The 17,096-nt window shown below is 71.8% G+C and carries 15 protein-coding genes; 8 read left to right on the top strand and 7 right to left on the bottom strand.

Going from position 1 to position 17,096, the window contains the following annotated elements; translation table 11 throughout:
* Window positions 1-6: 6 nt before the first annotated feature.
* The gene (locus ASG23_RS08250; RefSeq protein ID WP_082515996.1) at window positions 7-1,233 is read right to left on the bottom strand and encodes an FAD-dependent oxidoreductase; all 1,227 of its coding nucleotides are present in this window, start codon (window positions 1,231-1,233) and stop codon (window positions 7-9) included.
* An 80-nt stretch (window positions 1,234-1,313) separates the two neighbouring features.
* Between ASG23_RS08250 and mshD the strand changes: the two genes are divergently transcribed.
* From mshD to ASG23_RS08235, 3 genes are read left to right on the top strand one after another with little or no spacing between them, the layout of a single operon-like run.
* A complete protein-coding gene (gene mshD / locus ASG23_RS08245) occupies window positions 1,314-2,285 on the top strand; it encodes a mycothiol synthase (RefSeq protein WP_056023019.1) in 972 nt (323 codons plus the stop codon).
* Window positions 2,282-4,516, top strand: coding sequence for an RNA degradosome polyphosphate kinase (locus ASG23_RS08240; protein ID WP_056023016.1), 2,235 nt, complete (start codon window positions 2,282-2,284; stop codon window positions 4,514-4,516). The genes mshD and ASG23_RS08240 overlap by 4 nt, the downstream gene beginning before the upstream one ends.
* Window positions 4,513-5,490, top strand: a complete 978-nt coding sequence (locus ASG23_RS08235; RefSeq protein WP_056023013.1) for an NUDIX hydrolase — start codon at window positions 4,513-4,515, stop codon at window positions 5,488-5,490. Before ASG23_RS08240 ends, ASG23_RS08235 begins: the two co-directional genes overlap by 4 nt.
* Window positions 5,491-5,500: 10 nt before the next feature.
* On the opposite strand, the gene ASG23_RS08230 is transcribed toward ASG23_RS08235, so the two are convergent.
* The 3 genes from ASG23_RS08230 to ASG23_RS08220 form a co-directional block, all read right to left on the bottom strand.
* Window positions 5,501-6,505: an inorganic phosphate transporter gene (locus tag ASG23_RS08230; RefSeq protein ID WP_056023010.1), complete on the bottom strand. Its 1,005-nt coding sequence runs from the start codon at window positions 6,503-6,505 to the stop codon at window positions 5,501-5,503.
* 5 nt (window positions 6,506-6,510) lie between these two features.
* A complete protein-coding gene (locus ASG23_RS08225) occupies window positions 6,511-7,131 on the bottom strand; it encodes a DUF47 domain-containing protein (protein ID WP_056023007.1) in 621 nt (206 codons plus the stop codon).
* 351 nt (window positions 7,132-7,482) lie between these two features.
* Window positions 7,483-8,082 (bottom strand): hypothetical protein, encoded by a 600-nt coding sequence (locus ASG23_RS08220; RefSeq protein WP_056023004.1) that lies wholly within the window; start codon window positions 8,080-8,082, stop codon window positions 7,483-7,485.
* Window positions 8,083-8,253: 171 nt separating this feature from the next.
* On the opposite strand from ASG23_RS08220, the gene ASG23_RS08215 reads away from it, so the two are divergent.
* The 3 genes from ASG23_RS08215 to ASG23_RS08205 all read left to right on the top strand — a co-directional run bounded on the left by ASG23_RS08215 (window position 8,254) and on the right by ASG23_RS08205 (window position 12,087).
* A complete protein-coding gene (locus ASG23_RS08215) occupies window positions 8,254-9,738 on the top strand; it encodes a sugar porter family MFS transporter (RefSeq protein WP_056024421.1) in 1,485 nt (494 codons plus the stop codon).
* Window positions 9,739-9,868: 130 nt separating this feature from the next.
* On the top strand, window positions 9,869-10,357 hold the full coding sequence (locus ASG23_RS08210) for a MarR family winged helix-turn-helix transcriptional regulator (RefSeq protein WP_056023001.1): 489 nt from the start codon (window positions 9,869-9,871) through the stop codon (window positions 10,355-10,357).
* 131 nt (window positions 10,358-10,488) lie between these two features.
* Window positions 10,489-12,087 carry an MDR family MFS transporter gene (locus ASG23_RS08205; RefSeq protein ID WP_056024418.1) on the top strand — a complete coding sequence of 533 codons (1,599 nt, stop codon included), beginning with the start codon at window positions 10,489-10,491 and terminating at the stop codon, window positions 12,085-12,087.
* 71 nt (window positions 12,088-12,158) lie between these two features.
* On the opposite strand, the gene ASG23_RS08200 is transcribed toward ASG23_RS08205, so the two are convergent.
* From ASG23_RS08200 to msrB, 3 genes are all read right to left on the bottom strand, one after another.
* Window positions 12,159-12,608 carry a MarR family winged helix-turn-helix transcriptional regulator gene (locus tag ASG23_RS08200; RefSeq protein ID WP_056024417.1) on the bottom strand — a complete coding sequence of 150 codons (450 nt, stop codon included), beginning with the start codon at window positions 12,606-12,608 and terminating at the stop codon, window positions 12,159-12,161.
* 106 nt (window positions 12,609-12,714) lie between these two features.
* Window positions 12,715-13,497: a nuclease-related domain-containing protein gene (locus tag ASG23_RS08195; RefSeq protein WP_056022998.1), complete on the bottom strand. Its 783-nt coding sequence runs from the start codon at window positions 13,495-13,497 to the stop codon at window positions 12,715-12,717.
* 118 nt (window positions 13,498-13,615) lie between these two features.
* A complete protein-coding gene (msrB, locus tag ASG23_RS08190; RefSeq protein WP_056024414.1) occupies window positions 13,616-14,026 on the bottom strand; it encodes a peptide-methionine (R)-S-oxide reductase MsrB in 411 nt (136 codons plus the stop codon).
* Window positions 14,027-14,212: 186 nt separating this feature from the next.
* Here msrB and ASG23_RS08185 point away from each other — a divergent pair, with 186 nt between their 5' ends.
* The gene (locus tag ASG23_RS08185; protein WP_235520967.1) at window positions 14,213-16,333 is read left to right on the top strand and encodes a putative bifunctional diguanylate cyclase/phosphodiesterase; all 2,121 of its coding nucleotides are present in this window, start codon (window positions 14,213-14,215) and stop codon (window positions 16,331-16,333) included.
* Between the two features lie 73 nt (window positions 16,334-16,406).
* Window positions 16,407-17,096, top strand: coding sequence for a hypothetical protein (locus tag ASG23_RS08180; protein WP_056022995.1), 690 nt, complete (start codon window positions 16,407-16,409; stop codon window positions 17,094-17,096).

The following is a 17,096-nucleotide window of genomic DNA, read 5'->3' as shown; positions in this document are numbered from 1 at the left end:
ATTCCACTAATTCCACAGGGGCCGCAGGTTGCGGGCCGCCTCGCGGCCGGCACGGTTGGCGCCCACGGTCGACGCGCTCGGGCCGTACCCGACGAGCTGGATCCGGGGGTCGGCGACGACCTGGGTGCCATCCATGACGATGCCGCCGCCGCGTGCGCGCAGTCCGAGGGGCCCCAGGTGGTCGAGCGAGGCCCGAAATCCTGTGCACCACAGGAGCGTGCGCGCCTGGACGTGGGCGGGGCCGCCGACCCAGCCATCGGAGGGGTTGTCGGGGGCGTCCCACTCGACGCCGTCGGGGGTGATGCGGTCGAACATCCTCCGCGCCCGCAGGACCCCGGCGGTGATGCCGGCGCGGTAGGCAGGCGTGAGCGGCAGTCCCGTCACGCTCACGATGCTCTGCGGCGCCAGACCGGCGCGGGTGCGCTCGTCGACCTGGGCGACGGCGTCCCGCCCGACCTCGGGGGTGAACGTCTCGTCGCGCCAGGCGGGGGGCCGGCGGGTGACCCAGGTCGTGGTGGTGACCCGCGCGAGCGCCAGCGTCAGCTGGACGGCCGACGTGCCTCCACCGATCACCACGACGTGGCCGTCGGCAAGGTCGGCCGGGAGCCGGAAGTCGTGCGCGTGCAGCTGTCGTCCGCGGAACGCGCCCCGGCCCGGATAGGCGGGCCAGAACGGCTTCTTCCACGTGCCGGACGCGTTGATGAGGCCGCGGGCGCGCCAGACGACGGTCTCGTCGGGTCGGTCGACGGCGCGGGAGTGGACCAGGAGAGATCCAGCCCCGTCGGTCTCGGACTCGACCCGTTCGACGCGGACGGGGCGCTGCACGCGGAGCTCGAACGCGTCCTCGTACTGCGCGAAGTAGTAGGGGACGGCGAAGGCCGCGGGTTCGGCGAGGTCGGCCACCACGAGGGGCATCCCCGGCAGGTCGTGCACACCGTGCGCCTCGGCCATGGTCAGGCCGGGCCACCGGTGCTGCCACGCGCCACCGGCCTGCGCGCCGTCGTCGAGCACGACGAACGTCGCCGCTGCCCGTTCCCAGCCGCGCTCGCCGACCGCGACGAGTCCCGCGCGCCGCAGGTGGTAGGCCGCGGAGAGCCCGGCCTGTCCCGCGCCGATCACGACCACCGTCACGTCGACCGGGCTCGCCGCCTCCGCCGCGCGCCGCGCCCGCCTCGAGCGGCGGGTGTCCTGCGGGCGGTCGTCGTGCGGCAAGGCGTTCCCCGAGGCGTCCATCGCCCGCCAAGGTACCCGCTCACCCGATCGGGCCGACCGTGGAGCGGCCCGGCGGAGCCCGACCCGTGGTGGGATGAGCCATGCTCGACGACGTGTCCACGCAGGTCATCCTCGGCGCGACAGCAGGGCCGCTGTCGGCAGGCTCCGCCGGTGCGGTGCGCGCGCTCGCGGACCGGGCCGCGGCGGTCGACGGGGTCCACCCGCTCTCGGAGCAGCCGCTGCTGTGGCTCAGTGCGACGGAGGCGCCGGTGATCCACCTGTGCGCGGCGGTCGGCCCCGACCTCGTCGGCTACGCCCAGCTCGATGTCGGCACGCAGTCGTCCACGAAGGCGGAGCTGGTCGTCGACCCGGGGCACCGCCGCGCCGGGGTGGGTCGCGCGCTGCTGACCCGAGCGCTCGCGGAGACCGCGGTCGTCCCKGGGCGCACGCTGCGGGTGTGGGCGCACGGGGACCTGCCGGCGGCGCGTCGGTTCGCCGAGGACCAGGGCATGGCCGTCGTGCGTGAGCTCCTGCAGATGCGCGTCGACCTGACGACCCGGCCGCAGACCGCACCCGTCCTGCCCGCGGGAGTCACGGTGCGGCCGTTCGAGCCGGGCCGCGACGAGGAGGCGTGGCGCCGCGTGAACTCCCGCGCGTTCGCCTACCACCCGGAGCAGGGCCGGATGACGTCGGCGGACCTGCGCGCGCGGGAGTCGGAGCCGTGGTTCGACCCGGAGGGCTTCCTGCTGGCGGAGCGCGACCAGATCCTGCTCGGCTCGGTGTGGACCAAGGTGCACCCCGCAGGCGAGCACGGCGCGGAGCCGGTCGGCGAGATCTACGTCGTGGGCGTGGACCCCGACGCCCAGGGACTGGGCCTGGGACGCGCCCTGACGGCGCTGGGGCTCGACCACCTGGCGACTCGCGGGCTGGGCGCGGCCATCCTCTACACAGGTGCGGAGAACACCGTCGCGGTGCACACGTACGAGCGCGCGGGCTTCGTCCGCTCGGCCGTGGACGTCATGTTCGGTTCCGATACCCCGAGTTCACCTCCGGGTGTCACGATGGGCGCATGACGGACGCCACCGCCCTCGACCCCGCACTGGCCGCGGCCATCGCCGAACACATGGCCCAGAGCGAGTACGAGCACATCGACACCGCAGAGCCGCTGCCCGACGGACGATTCCTGGACCGCGAGCTCTCCTGGCTCGCCTTCAACCAGCGGGTGCTCGAGCTGGCGGAGGACGGGGACATCCCGCTCCTGGAGCGGGTGCGGTTCCTGGCGATCTTCGCGTCCAACCTCGACGAGTTCTTCATGGTCCGGGTGGCCGGTCTCAAGCGGCGCATCGCGACCGGCATCGCGGTCACGGCCGCCTCGGGCCTGTCCCCGCGGCAGGTCCTCGAGGCGATCAGCGAGGAGGCCCACAGGCTCACGGCCCGCCACGCGGCGGTGTTCGCCGAGCAGGTGCAGCCGGCGCTGGCGCACGAGGGCATCACGCTGGTCCGCTGGGACGAGCTGGGCGAGAGCGAGCAGGACCGCCTGCGCAAGTTCTTCCGCCGGCAGATCTTCCCCGTGCTGACCCCGCTCGCGGTGGACCCCGCGCACCCCTTCCCGTACATCTCGGGGCTGTCGCTGAACCTGGCCGTCGTGGTGACCAACCCCGCGACCGGCAAGGAGCACTTCGCCCGCGTCAAGGTGCCGCCGCTGCTGCCGCGGTTCATCGCGGTCGACGCGTCGGGCCGGCCGAGCGCCCCCGACGTGCAGGCGGCGTCGCCCGACAAGGGCCCGATGTCGTTCGTGCCCGTCGAGGACGTCATCTCCGAGCACCTGGAGCAGCTGTTCCCCGGCATGGTCGTCCAGGAGCACCACACGTTCCGGGTCACGCGCAACGAGGACGTGGAGGTCGAAGAGGACGACGCCGAGAACCTCCTCAAGGCGATGGAGAAGGAGCTGCTGCGCCGACGGTTCGGTCCGCCGGTGCGCCTCGAGATCGCCGACGGCATCAGCCCCCGCATCCGCAGCCTGCTCATCCGCGAGCTCGACGTCGCGGAGGACGAGGTGTACCAGCTGCCGGCGCCGCTGGACGCGACCGGCCTCAACCTCATCGCGGACCTCGACCGCCCGGCCCTCCAGTTCCCCCGGTTCATCGCCTCCACGCCCCGCCAGCTGGCCGAGGTCGAGAGCGCGACGCCCGCGGACATGTTCGCCAAGATCCGCGAGCGCGACATCCTGCTGCACCACCCGTACGACTCGTTCTCCACCTCGGTGCAGACGTTCCTGCAGCAGGCGGCGGCGGACCCGCAGGTGCTGGCCATCAAGCAGACCCTGTACCGGACGTCGGGCGACTCCCCGATCGTCGACGCCCTGATCGACGCCGCGGAGGCCGGCAAGCAGGTGCTGGCGCTGGTGGAGATCAAGGCGCGGTTCGACGAGCAGAACAACATCTCCTGGGCGCGCAAGCTCGAGCAGGCCGGGGTGCACGTCGTCTACGGCATCGTCGGCCTCAAGACGCACTGCAAGCTGTCGCTGGTGGTGCGCCACGAGCCCGACGGGCTGCGTCGCTACTGCCACATCGGCACCGGCAACTACAACCCGAAGACGGCGCGGCTCTATACCGACCACGGGCTGCTCACCAGCGACCCGGAGGTGGGGCAGGACCTGACCCGCCTGTTCAACCAGCTGTCGGGCTACGCGCCGAAGTCCCGGTTCAACCGGTTGCTGGTGGCGCCCCGCTCGGTGCGGTCCGGGCTCATCGACCGCATCGACCGGGAGGCGGACGCCGCGCGGATGGGTCAGCCGGCGTGGATCAAGATCAAGGTCAACTCGATGGTCGACGAGGCCACGATCGACGCCCTGTACCGCGCGTCGCAGGCGGGCGTCCCCATCGACATGGTGGTCCGCGGGATCTGTGCGCTGCGTCCCGGGGTCCCCGGCCTGTCCGAGACCATCCGGGTGCGCTCGATCCTCGGCCGGTTCCTGGAGCACTCGCGCATCTTCGCGTTCGCGCACGCCACGGCCCCTGCTGACGCGGCCTTCGAGGGTCCGGAGGTCTACATCGGCTCCGCGGACCTGATGCACCGCAACCTCGACCGGCGCGTCGAGGCACTGGTCCGCATCGCCGACCCCGATCAGGTCAGCGAGCTCATCGAGCTCATGGACGAGTCGACCGACGACGGCACGTCCTCGTGGCACCTCGAGCAGGACGGGACGTGGCAGCGGCACCACCTCGGCCCGGACGGACCGCTGGTCGACCTGCAGGCCGCCTTGATCTACCGGCAGCGGCGCCGCCCGGGCACAGGACGGTGACCGCACCTCACGCGCCGGCCGTCGTCGAGGCGGCCGGGGCCCTGGTGTGGCGCGTCCGCCTGGGCACGCTGCAGGTCGCGCTCGTGCACCGTCCCCGCTACGACGACTGGTCGTGGCCGAAGGGCAAGGTGGACCCCGGCGAGACGATCCTCGCGGCGGCGACCCGCGAGGTCGCCGAGGAGACCGCTCATGACGTCGTCCTCGGGATCCCGCTGCCCGGGCTCGAGTACGGGCTGTCCGACGGCCGCCGCAAGCGCGTCCACTACTGGGCGGCCCAGATCGCCGGCCGCCCGGACTCCGCAGCGCTGCGCGCCCGCGCGCCGGTCCCGCCCGTGTCCCCCAAGGAGATCGACCAGCTGCGCTGGTTCGACGTGGTCACGGCCGCCAAGCGGCTGACCCGCGACGACGACCGGGCCCCGTTGGCCGAGCTGGTCGAGGCGTACGGAAAGGGTCGCCTGGACACCCGCGCACTCGTGATCGCCCGCCACGGGACGGCCCGTCGCCGCGCGGACTGGAAGGGCACCGAGCTGGACCGGCCGCTCACCGCGGTGGGCCAGCGGCAGGCCCGTGCGCTGGTACCGGTGCTGTCGACGTTCGGCGTGGCCCGGGTGGTCACCAGCGCGTGGGCACGCTGCGTGAGCACCGTCGCGCCCTACGCGGCCGCCGCCCAGGTCCCCGCCGAGGTGCTGCCCGTGCTCACCGAGGCGGAGCACTCGACGTCGCCGGCACGGGTGGCAGCCGAGGTGCTGCGTCTCCTGGAGCTGACGGGGGACGCGGTGCTGTGCACGCACCGGCCGGTGCTCCCCACGGTGGTCGACGTGCTGGCGCAGCACGCCCGCCGCAGCGTCGCCGACGCGCTGCCCGTCAGCGACCCGTTCCTGCACCCGGCGCAGGTCCTGGTGGCGCACGTCGCGCAGACCCCGAAGGGTCCGCGCGTGGTCGCGACGGAGACGCACCGCCCCGGCGAGCAGTAGCCGTCGCGCGTCAGGTCAGGATCGGGTTGAGGATCCAGTAGACGCAGGCGGCGACGAGCGCGGCCATGGGGATGGTCAGCACCCACGCGGCGCCGATGTTCTTGGCGACGCCCCAGCGGACCGCGGACAGCCGCTTGGTGGCGCCGACGCCCATGATCGCGGACGTGATGGTGTGCGTGGTCGAGATCGGCGCGTGCAGCCAGTAGGCGCTGGTGTAGAGCACGGAGGCGGCCACCGACTCGGCGACGAAGCCGCGTGCCGGGTCCAGCTCGATGATCTTGCGGCCGAGCGTGCGCATGATGCGCCAGCCGCCGGAGTAGGTGCCGAGCGAGATCGCCGTGGCCGCCGAGAGCTTGACCCACAGCGGGATGCTGTCGCCCTGCTCGTAGAAGCCGCCGGCGATGAGCGCGAGCATGATCACGCCCATGGTCTTCTGCGCGTCCTGGAGGCCGTGCCCGAGGGCCATCGCCGCGGCGGACGCGGTCTGCGCCACCCGGAAGCGACGCATGGTGCGGGCGGGCGCGGAGTTCCGCACCAGCCACAGCACCCCCACCATCAGCGCGAACGCCAGGGAGAAGCCGACGAGCGGGGAAAAGATCATCGGGATGACGACCTTGTCCAGGATCGCGTCCCAGTACACCGTCACGTGGGCGGCGATCCCGGCACCGGTCAGACCACCGATGAGGGCGTGGGTGGACGACGACGGCAGGCCGAGCCACCACGTGATGAGGTTCCAGGAGATCGCGCCGATCAACCCGGACAGGACGATGATCAGCGCCTCCTGGGAGGAGACGCCGCCGACGTCGATGATGTCCTCGGCGATGGTCGTCGCCACCTGCGTACCCAGCAGGGCGCCGACGAGGTTGAACACCGCCGCCATGATGAGCGCAGCGCGGGGCGTCAGCGCGCGGGTCGAGACCGAGGTCGCGATCGCGTTCGCCGCATCGTGGAAGCCGTTGGTGTAGTCGAAGCCGAGCGCGAACGCGACGACGATGACGACGAGCGCCAGTTCCACCGGGCTCAGGACTCCTTGAGCGCGATGGTCTCGACGGTGTTCGCCACCTTCTCGAACGCGTCGGCGGCGTCCTCGAGCTTCTCGACGATCTCCTTGACCTTCATCAGCTGGATCGGGTCGGTGACCTCGTCGAACAGCTGGGCCAGGAGCTTGCGGTGGATCTTGTCGGCCTGGTTCTCCAGGCGGTTGACCTCGACCCAGTACTCGGACAGCGAGTCCATCGACCGCAGGCGGGGCATGGCCTCCGCGGTGAGCTCGGCGGCGCGCTGGAGCACCTGGACCTGGTCGGAGACGCGCGGGGGCAGGGCATCGACCTTGTACAGGACGATGAGGTCCGCCGCCTCCTCCATGAAGTCCATGCAGTCGTCGAGGCTCGAGGCCAGCATGTAGATGTCGTCCCGGTCGAACGGGGTGACGAACGTCTGGTTGAGCCGACGCATGATCGAGTGGGTCGCGTCGTCCGCCTCGTGCTCGGCGTCGGCGATGCGCTTGCCGATCTCCTTGCGGGTGGGGCGGTCGGCCCCGAGCATCTCGCCCAGCAGGTTGGCACCGGTGACGAGATGGATCGCCTGAGCGGCGAAGAGGTCGAAGAACGTGGTGTCGCGCGGGGTGAGGCGCAGGCGCACAGCGGGCTCCGGGAGACAGGGTGGGGGGGAGGGAACGACCAGCGGGGAAGGGCGGGATCAGGCTAGGACACGGTGGCTCGGATGCCTAACGCACGCCGACGCGCGCGTGGACACATGGTGACAGCCGGGCGACGCCCGTGAGTACATGCGCATGGTGGGCGACGCCGGACCGCGGAGCGCCTCTCGGCGCGAGGCCGCTCGAAGCGGCTTGAGATGGAGCCCGGGGCTACCGCGGCCCGACGTCGCCGCTCATCGTACGCCCGCCCTTCCGCCACGTCCGGCCGGTCGATGCCCGCGCGTCCGGCGATGCGTGTCCGACCTGCGCGTTCACCCAGCCCCACGTGGGCGACGTCACTCCAGCCGGTCCGCCCGCCACAGCGAGGCGGCGTGCTCGAGCTCCTCCGCGGTGCGCACGAGGGACGCGGCGCCGCGGGTCAGCCGCCGGGCGGCGGACGGGTCGACGTCGTCCAGGTGGTCGGCGTCGAAGGCGGCGCCCGTCGCCAGGACCCGGCTGAACGCCGCCGCTCGCTCCAGTGCGACGTCCAGCTCGCCCGTGTAGACACCGGACAGCACCGCGTCGGCCACTGCGAGCACGTCTGCCGGGCCGGGGGCCTCGGCCACGCCGGCGACGACGTCGTGCACGGGGGCCGCCGCGACGCCGAGGCGGTACCGGTCCGCGACCGTCACGGGATCCCGCCGCACCCACTCGCGCAGCACGTACAGCCGCCAGAGCGCGCCGGGCAGGCTGTCCGCCTGGCTCTCGGACCAGAGCGCGGCGACGACGTCGAGACCTTCGCGCTCGACCAGGGACACCAGCCGGGCGACGACCTCGGGGTCGGTGTTCGCCCTGCCCTGGTGCACGAGGGCCGCCGCGGTGGTGTGCGCCGCCTCGTTGCGCAGGGCCGGGTCGTACCCGCCGGGCAGCTCCTCGGCCTGCGCGGGATCGAGCATGGCGGGACGACGAGGGCGCTTCGCTCCACCAGTGCCGTCCATCGGACGATGATGCCTCCCGCGCCGGGACTCGGCCAACAGGCACGCCCCGACGTGCACGCCCTCCTGGTCGGGGCCATGGTGGGGGTGATCTCCCCGGGAACGGCCCGGGGTCCGACGGAGGTGCAGATCATGTCTCAGGCAGCGTCGCCGCAGGGGGCGACGGGCGGCTCGGCCGTACCCCCGCACCCCTACAAGAACAAGGCCATCGGTCTCGCGGTCGCCGCGGCGGTCGGTGGCTTCCTCTTCGGTTTCGACAGCTCGGTCATCAACGGCGCGGTCGACGCGATCGAGGGCGAGTTCGAGATCGATCCCGCCGTCACCGGGCTCGTCGTCGCCATCGCCCTGCTGGGCTGCGCCTTCGGCGCCTGGCTGGGTGGCAAGCTCGCGGACCGCTGGGGCCGCACCCGCGTGATGTTCCTCGGGGCGGTCCTGTTCTTCGTCTCCTCGATCCTGTCCGGTCTGGCGACCGGCGTCTGGGACCTGGTCCTGTGGCGCATCATGGCCGGCATCGGCATCGGCATCGCGTCGGTCATCGCTCCGGCGTACATCGCCGAGATCGCCCCGGCGGCGATGCGCGGCCGGCTGGGGTCGCTCCAGCAGCTCGCGATCACCCTCGGTATCTTCGCGGCGCTGCTGTCCGACCAGCTGCTGGCGACGGCGGCCGGCGGCGCGTCGGAGGAGCTGTGGTTCGGCCTCGAGGCGTGGCGCTGGATGTTCATCGTCGCGGTCATCCCGGCGGCGGTGTACGGCATCCTCGCGCTCCAGATTCCGGAGTCGCCGCGCTACCTCATCGCCACGGGCAAGCGCGAGGAGGCCAAGGCGGTGCTCGCGACGACGCTGCCGGAGCACGACGACGTCGAGGCGCACGTCGTCCAGATCGAGCACACGATCGCCACCGACAAGAAGCTGACGTCCCAGGCGAGCCTCAAGGGCCCCCGGTTCGGGCTGCTGCCCGTGGTGTGGGTCGGCATCCTGCTGTCGGTGTTCCAGCAGTTCGTCGGGATCAACGTGATCTTCTACTACTCGACGACGCTGTGGCAGGCCGTCGGGTTCGAGGAGAGCCAGTCGTTCATGATCTCCACGATCACGTCGGTCACCAACGTGCTCGTCACGTTCATCGCCATCGCGCTCATCGACAAGGTCGGCCGCCGGCCGCTCCTGCTCACCGGCTCGTTCGGCATGGCGGTGACGCTCGGGATCATGGCGCTCGCCTTCACGCAGTCGACGGGCACGGGCGACGAGCTGACCCTGGACGGCTCGTGGGGCGTCGTCGCCCTGATCGCCGCCAACCTGTTCGTGGTCTTCTTCGGCGCGACCTGGGGCCCGCTCGTGTGGGTGCTGCTGGGAGAGATGTTCCCCAACCGCATCCGTGCCGCGGCCCTCGGCGTCGCGGCTGCCGCGCAGTGGATCGCGAACTTCCTCATCACGGTGTCGTTCCCGCCGCTGCTGGACACGTTCGGGGCGTCGATCCCGTACCTCATGTACGCGATCTTCGCGACGCTGTCCTTCTTCTTCACGCTCTGGAAGGTGCCCGAGACCAAGGGCGTCGAGCTGGAGGACATGGAGGGCGTCAAGGTGGAGCGAGGCCGCCGGGGCGTGGCACCGACAGCCTGAGCACCACCGCGCGCGGCCGGACCACTCCACGGGTCCGGCCGCGTCGCTGTGTGACGGAGGCAACGGCGATGTCGGTTGCTTGAAGCAAGCATCGGTTGGTATGGTTGCGTCGAGCAACAAAAGGAGCGCCATGTCGTCCGTCCAGCCCGAGGCCCTGCCGCAGCAGCTGCTGAGGTCCGTCGAGGCCTTCACCCGCGCGCTGCGCGAGACGTCCCTCGGGGCCGCCCGGGAGGTCGGCTGCTCGAGAGGGGCGTTCGCGATCGTCCGGATCCTCGAGCGTCGCGGGACGCTGCAGGTGAGCGACATCGCGCACGCCCTCCGCGTCGACATCTCGGTCGCCAGCCGCCAGGTCAGCCAGCTCGTCGACTGCGGCCTGGTCGAGCGCGCGGTCGACGACGGTGACCGGCGCGTCCGCACGATCCGCCTCTCCCCCGCAGGCCGCTCGCTGGCGGTCGAGATCGCGGCGGTCCTCGACCGTCGGGCGGGCGAGGTCTTCGCCGACTGGACGAACGACGAGCTGGCGACCGCCACGACGACGCTCGACCGCCTGACGAGCACGGTCATCCGGCACGCCGAACCGGTCCCGGCCGCCCGCGGGCTCGTGCCCGCCCACGCCTGACCCCCACCCTTCGACCTGCCGACGCCGGCGGGCCACCCAGCCAGCACCACGAGAGCGAGACCATGTCCAGCACGACCCAGCCCGAACCCACCAGCACCGCCGAGACCTCTGTCGACGGCAGCACCCCGAAGATGACCCACCGCGAGGTGCTGGAGTCCCTGTCCGGCATCCTGCTCGGGATGTTCGTCTCGATCCTCGCGACGAGCGTCGTGTCCTCGTCGCTGCCGCGGATCATCTCCGACCTGCACGGCGGGCAGTCCGCCTTCACCTGGGTGGTCACCGCCACCCTGCTCACCACGACGATCTCGACGCCGATCTGGGGCAAGCTGGCCGACCTCGTCGACCGCAAGCTCCTCATCCAGCTCGCGCTCGCCATCTCGGTCATCTCCTCGGCCCTCGCCGGGCTGTCCCAGGACCCGGGGATGCTCATCGGCATGCGCGCCCTGCAGGGCATCGGCGCCGGTGGGCTCACCGCGCTGGGCACGGTCCTGATCGCCGACATCATCAGCCCTCGTGACCGCGGCAAGTACATGGGCCTCATGGGCGCCGTGATGGGCATCGGCATGGTCGGCGGACCACTGCTGGGCGGCGTCATCACCGACAGCGCGGGGTGGCGCTGGAACTTCTTCCTGGGCCTGCCGTTCGCCGTGGCCGCGATCATCGTGCTGCAGCGCACGCTGCACCTGCCCGCACGCAAGGCCCGCAAGGTGCGCATCGACTACGCCGGCGCGACGCTCCTGTCGATCAGCATCGCGACCCTGCTGCTCTGGATCACCTTTGCCGGCACGTCGTTCGACTGGGCCTCGTGGCAGACCGCCGCCATGGTCGGTGGCTCGCTGCTGACCCTGGCCGCCGCGATCTGGGTGGAGTCCCGCGCGAGCGAGCCGATCATCCCGCTGCACCTGTTCAAGAACCGCACGCTGGTCCTGGCCGTCGTCGCCAGCATCGCCGTCGGCGTCGCCCTGTTCGGCACCTCGGTGTTCCTCAGCCAGTACATGCAGCTGGCCCGCGGCAAGACGCCGACCGAGTCCGGCCTGCTGACCATCCCGATGATCGTCGGCATGCTGCTCTCGTCGACCATCTCGGGGCAGATCATCAGCCGCACCGGCAAGTACAAGAACTTCATGATCGCCGGCGCCGTCCTGCTCACCGCGGGACTCGGGCTCATGGGCACCATCCACTACGACACGTCGTTCACGCTGGTGTCCCTCTACCTCGTGATCATCGGTGCGGGCGTCGGCATGCTCATGCAGAACCTCGTGCTCGCCGTGCAGAACACCCTGGACGTCCGCGAGATGGGCTCGGGGACGTCGACCGTGGCGTTCTTCCGGACGCTCGGCGGGGCGCTCGGGGTGTCCGCGCTGGGCGTCGTGCTCGCCCACCGGGTCACCGACCTGATGGTCCGCGGCCTCGTCGCGATCGGCATCGACCCGTCCGTGATGGGCTCCGACGGGGCCATCCCGGACCTGTCCGTGCTGCCGGAGAACGTGCGGATCGTCGTCGAGCAGTCGTTCGGCAACGCCATCGCGGACCTGTTCCTCGTGGCGGCACCCGTCGCGCTCGTCTCGCTGATCGCCGTCCTGTTCCTCAAGGAGGTGCCGCTGGGCACTCGCTCGGGCATCGAGCAGCTGCTGGAGCAGGAGGGCGAGCAGCCCGCCACCGCGCAGGCCGACGTGGACGCCGAGCTGGACGCGCTCGACGCCGAGCAGAAGGTCACTGGGCGCAGCTGACCTGACCGCACGAGCAACAGCGCCGCCCGGCCCCTCCGACCGGGCGGCGCTGTTGTGCTGGAGGGCGGCTCTCAGTGCGCGCGGCGGGCAGCCGCGAGGTCCGCGTTGAGCCGGCCGAGCTGGGTGGCCAACGCCTCGATGTCGCTCTCGGTCCACCCCGACAGCGCGTGCCGCAGGAACGCGCGCCGCGCCTGCTGAGCCGTCTCGAAGCGGTGCAGACCCTCGTCGGTGAGCTCGAGGAGCTGGCCGCGGTAGTCGTCAGGGTCGGGGCGACGCGACACGAGCCCGAGGGTCCCGAGCCGGGCGAGCTGGCGGGACATGGTGCCCCGCCCGACCCCGATCGTCGTGGCCAGGTCGCTCGCCCGCACTCCTGGCGAGGCAGCGATGAGGGCGAGCAGCGAGTAGGCCGCGGGTTCGAGGTCGGGGTGCACGTCCCGCGAGATCGAGGCGGAGGAGGCCTGCGCACGCCGCAGGAGGAGTCCGAGCTCGCGCTCGAGCTGGCGGAACTGTTCGTCGACCACGGTCACATCCTGACGGGACCACTACGCGTATCGCCGCATCGCCACTCGAGCAGAGGGGCGCGTTTCAGCAGATCATCGCGGGGATCGGGTGTCAACACCCGGACGCTCAGCGCGACCACGTCGCCCGCTGTCGCGCGACGTGCGCGACCGCCATGATGCGCGCAGGGTCGAGCCGGACCGGCAGCGCGCGGAAGACCGTCTGCACGTGCTGGCGCGCGATGGCGAACGCGTCGTGCTGCGGCTGGACCGTCCGCACCTCGAGGTCGCCGTGCACCACGACGACACCGCGCACGGTGACCGCCGCGCAGGCCGCCGCGAGGAGGGCACCCTGCACCCGGGTGGCCTCGAGCCGCGCGTCGCGCAGGTAGGACATGGATCGGCCGTCGACCTCCAGGGTGCGGCCCTCGACGACGATGCGCTGCCCGGGGTGCCGACGCTCGGCGACCGTGAAGATGCCGGCCGGGCCGATGAGGAGGTGCTCGACCATGCTGCCCTGCCGGCCGAGCGGGACGTCGTGGACGACCTGCCAGCCCGCGTCGCCCATCCGCTCGAGCCGCGTCCGCAGCGAGCTGCCGCGTTCGCCGCGGATCCCGGCGAGACCGGTCGAGTCCCAGTCGTCCCCGCCGAGCCACGCCTGCAGCGCCGACTCGTCCACCGGGTCGAGGGCCCCGACGCCGGCGGTCGGCAGGCTCATCGCGAGCTCGGTGACGTCGGCACGCAGGTACGCCTGCGCGGCGCGGCGCAGCCCGACCTCGTGCTGGGGGTCGTCGGCGACGACCTCACCGGACTGGAGGTCGACCGAACCGACCCGCGCACCGCTCCCCTGGGTGACGTAGAGGCGGTCGGCGCCGTAACGCCTCCACCGGCGCACTGTCAGGACGTCTTCCACGCGAGCATTATCGGCAGGTCGGGGCGCCGACTTCACCCGTGTCGACCAGATGGACGTCACCCGTCCGGGCTATCTCTCGCGGCACGCCGCACGACACCCCGGCGAGTGGCGGTTCCCGTCAGTCGCCGTCGGCGAGAGGCTCGAACGTCAGGCTCACCGAGTTCATGCAGAACCGGTCTCCCGTCGGGGTCTGAGGCGCGTCGTCGAACACGTGCCCGAGGTGCGAGCCGCACCTCGCGCAGCGCACCTCCGTGCGGACCATGCCGAGACTGCGGTCCGAGATCAGCTCCACCCGGTCGCCGGCCAGGGGCGAGAAGAAGCTGGGCCAGCCGCAGTGCGAGTCGAACTTGGTCTCGGAGCGGAACAGCTCGTTGTGGCACGCCCGACAGCGGTAGACACCCTCCCGCTTCTCGTCCAGCAGCTCGCCGGTCCACGGCCGCTCGGTCCCGGCGCGACGCAGCACCGCGAACTCCTGCGGCTCGAGCTCCAGAGCCCACTGCTCGTCGGTCTTGGTCACCTCGTACGTCATCGGATCCTCCAGGATGAGTTGGTTGCTGATCGTGCAACCGTCGTCCGGCCCCGGACGTTCCCCGGCGTCCCCGACGCGCCGGGAGAACGCGCTGACCTGGCGTGTCGCTGTCCGGCTCGAGTACCGCATACTCTCGGCTCAGCACGGCCCTCCCGAGCCGCGCGCGCCCGAGCTCGTGAGGTCCACGTGCCACGATCCGTCCGCCGCCGCTGGCCGCTGACCCGGTCGTTCGCGGTCATCAGCAGCGTCGCCATGATCGTGCTCGGGTGCGCACTGGTCTGGCTCACGTGGAGCGTGATGAGCCAGCAGTCGGTGCGCGACGGGATCGCGACCGCCGAGACGGTGACGACGTACGCCACGGCGACCGTGCCGACTGACTCCTTCGTGCTGCCGGCCACCCTCGACCAGGCCCAGAGGGACGCCGTCGAGCGGGCGACCTCGGGGTTCGGTGAACGTCTGGTCGAGCTGCGGCTCTGGGCCCTCGACGGCTCGCTGATCTACAGCTCGGCCGAGCGCACCGAGACCGGGTTCCCCGACGGGGACCGGCTCGACCTGGTCACCACCCCCGGCGGCGAGCCGAGCGCGCGCGTGATCACGGACGTCCGCGGCGCAGACGCCGACGCGGGCGGCGGCACCGAGCTCCGGGTCCTCGACGTGTACGTGCCCGTGCACGCCGACGACGTGGTCGACCCCGACCCCGAACGCGAGGGCACCGACGTGATCGGCGCGGCCGAGGTCATGCTCGACCACACCGCCGCGGGCGTCGCGCTCGCGGAGGCCGTCCGCACGCTGGCCCTCGTCGTGGCACTCGGTCTGCTGGCCCTCTGGCTGGTGCTGTTCCGGACCGTGTGGACGGCGTCTCGCCGCTTGCAGGCCACCGCCCTCGAGAACGCCCGGCTCGCGCTCCTCGACTCGCTCACGGGACTGCCCAACCGGCGCATGCTCGCGGAGCGGATGCGCCGGACCATCCTCGAGGCGGAGGAGACCGGCTCCCGCGTCGGGCTCATGCTTCTGGACATCGACCGGTTCAAGGACATCAACGACTCGCTCGGCCACGATCGCGGGGACGAGCTGCTCGAGCAGGTCGCGGAACGCCTGCGCGGCGCGCTGCGGGACGACGACATCGTGGCGCGGCTGGGTGGCGACGAGTTCGCGATCCTGCTGCCGGACGTGCGCTCCGTCGCGAACGCGGAACGGCTCGCCCGCCGCGTGCGTGGGCTGTTCGTCCCGCCGTTCATGCTCGGCGAGCTTCCGCTGCACGTCGACACCTCGGTCGGCGTCGCGTGCCTGCCCGACCACGCGGACGACCCGTCGTCGCTGATGCGCACCGCGGACGTCGCGATGTACGCGGCCAAGCACCACCGCACCGGCGTCTCGGTGTACTCCGCTGACGAGGACGACTCGTCGCCCGCGCGCCTGGTGCTGCTGGGCGACCTGCACCGCGCGCTGACCCCCGCGCCGGGCGCCGCGCACGAGCTGCGGATGCACTACCAGCCGAAGATCGAGCTCGGGACGGGCACGACCGTGGGGCTCGAGGCGCTGATGCGCTGGGTGCACCCCACCCGCGGGGTGCTCCCGCCCACCACGTTCATCCCGCTCGCGGAGCAGTCAGGGCTCATCCACGACGTCACGCGGTACGCCCTCACCGAGTGCGTGACCCAGCTCGCGGCGTGGCGCGCCGAGGGCCGTGCGACGCCCGTCGCGGTGAACCTGTCCGCCCACGACGTCACGACGGTGGCCGTGGTGGACCTCATCGAGTCCCTCCTGGAGGAGCACGACGTACCGGCAGACCTGCTCGAGGTCGAGATCACGGAGACCGCCCTGGTCGCCGACCCGTCCCGCGTGGTGCCGGTCCTGCAGCGGCTCGGCGCCCTGGGGATCCGGGTGGCCATCGACGACTTCGGGATCGGGAACACGTCGATCTCCCAGCTGCGGGACCTACCGGTGGACGAGCTGAAGATCGACCGGCTGTTCGTCGCCGACCTCGGTGTCGACGGGCGCGAGGGGTCCGAGGTCGTGGTGCAGGCCATGGTCGACCTCGCGCACTCCTTCGACCTGCGGGTGGTCGCGGAGGGCGTCGAGGACGAGCCCACAGCCGTCATCCTGCGCCGGCTCGGCGTCGACCAGGCGCAGGGCTTCCTGTACTCGCAGGCTGTTCCCGCGGACGACCTGCGGCTCACGCCGTCGGTCCCGCGGCCGCGCCGCGACCGGGTTCGCGGCGGTGTCGCGGTCGCCGCGCCGCCTCCGGCCACGACGCGCCGCGCGCGCCCTCCCAGGTCATCGGGCACCGATGACACGAACGGGTGAGTATCGTGCGTTCGGCTCAAGTCGGGCGTGAGGGACGCCGATGTAGTCGTTTCCAAGTACTGGGGGTTCCCGCATGATGGACGACCTGCTGCAAGAGATGATCGACCCTGCGCCCGTGCACCGGGACGCAGCCCGGCGACGGCGGCTGTGGACCACCGTGGCGATCGTCGGTCTCGCGGCGGTCGGCGCGACGACGCTGACCACGTCGGCCATCTTCACGGACAACGACGCGACGTCCGCCACCATCGAGAGCGGCACCGTCGACCTGGCGCTCGGGGACAACGCGTTCACCTTCACGCCGCAGAACCTGGCTCCCGGCAGCTCGACGTTCGCCCCGCTGGAGGTCAAGAGCAACGGTTCGCTCGCGCTGCGGTACTCGATCTCCTACTTTGCGACGCCGGTGGTCAACCCGCTGCCTGACCCCGTCCTCGACCCCCCGGCCGTGCGCGCCGACCTGAGCACCGTCCTCGTGCTCAACGTGTACGCCGTCGAACAGGCGAGCTGCTCGGCAGCCGGCGTCGCCGGCGTCACCCCGCTCAACGCCCCGGCGACGGCCTCACCGTGGCCCTCGACGGCGAGTCCGCTGGTCGGCGACAACACCGAGGGTGCAGACGACGGTGACCGTGATCTCGCCGTCGACGACTCGGTCGACTGGCTCTGCTTCCGGGTCGACTTCCCCAGGGACGCCGGCAACGGCTTCCAGGACGCCGGGGTGCGCCTCGACCTGATCTTCAACGCCGAGCAGACAGCCAACAACCCCTGA

The organism is Cellulomonas sp. Leaf395 (genome assembly GCF_001424125.1).
GTDB lineage: Bacteria > Actinomycetota > Actinomycetes > Actinomycetales > Cellulomonadaceae > Cellulomonas.
Note: the sequence above shows the minus strand (reverse complement) of the source record. Positions and strands in the feature narration are given on the sequence as shown.

Bases quoted from the DNA above. Each gene is read 5' to 3' on its own strand.
- ASG23_RS08250 (WP_082515996.1), bottom strand. From the start codon at position 1,233: ATGGACGCCTCGGGGAACGCCTTGCCGCACGACGACCGCCCGCAGGAC.
- ASG23_RS08240 (WP_056023016.1), top strand. From the start codon at position 2,282: ATGACGGACGCCACCGCCCTCGACCCCGCACTGGCCGCGGCCATCGCC.
- ASG23_RS08220 (WP_056023004.1), bottom strand. From the start codon at position 8,082: ATGCTCGATCCCGCGCAGGCCGAGGAGCTGCCCGGCGGGTACGACCCG.
- ASG23_RS08215 (WP_056024421.1), top strand. From the start codon at position 8,254: ATGTCTCAGGCAGCGTCGCCGCAGGGGGCGACGGGCGGCTCGGCCGTA.
- ASG23_RS08210 (WP_056023001.1), top strand. From the start codon at position 9,869: ATGTCGTCCGTCCAGCCCGAGGCCCTGCCGCAGCAGCTGCTGAGGTCC.
- ASG23_RS08205 (WP_056024418.1), top strand. From the start codon at position 10,489: ATGACCCACCGCGAGGTGCTGGAGTCCCTGTCCGGCATCCTGCTCGGG.
- msrB (WP_056024414.1), bottom strand. From the start codon at position 14,026: ATGACGTACGAGGTGACCAAGACCGACGAGCAGTGGGCTCTGGAGCTC.
- ASG23_RS08180 (WP_056022995.1), top strand. From the start codon at position 16,407: ATGATGGACGACCTGCTGCAAGAGATGATCGACCCTGCGCCCGTGCAC.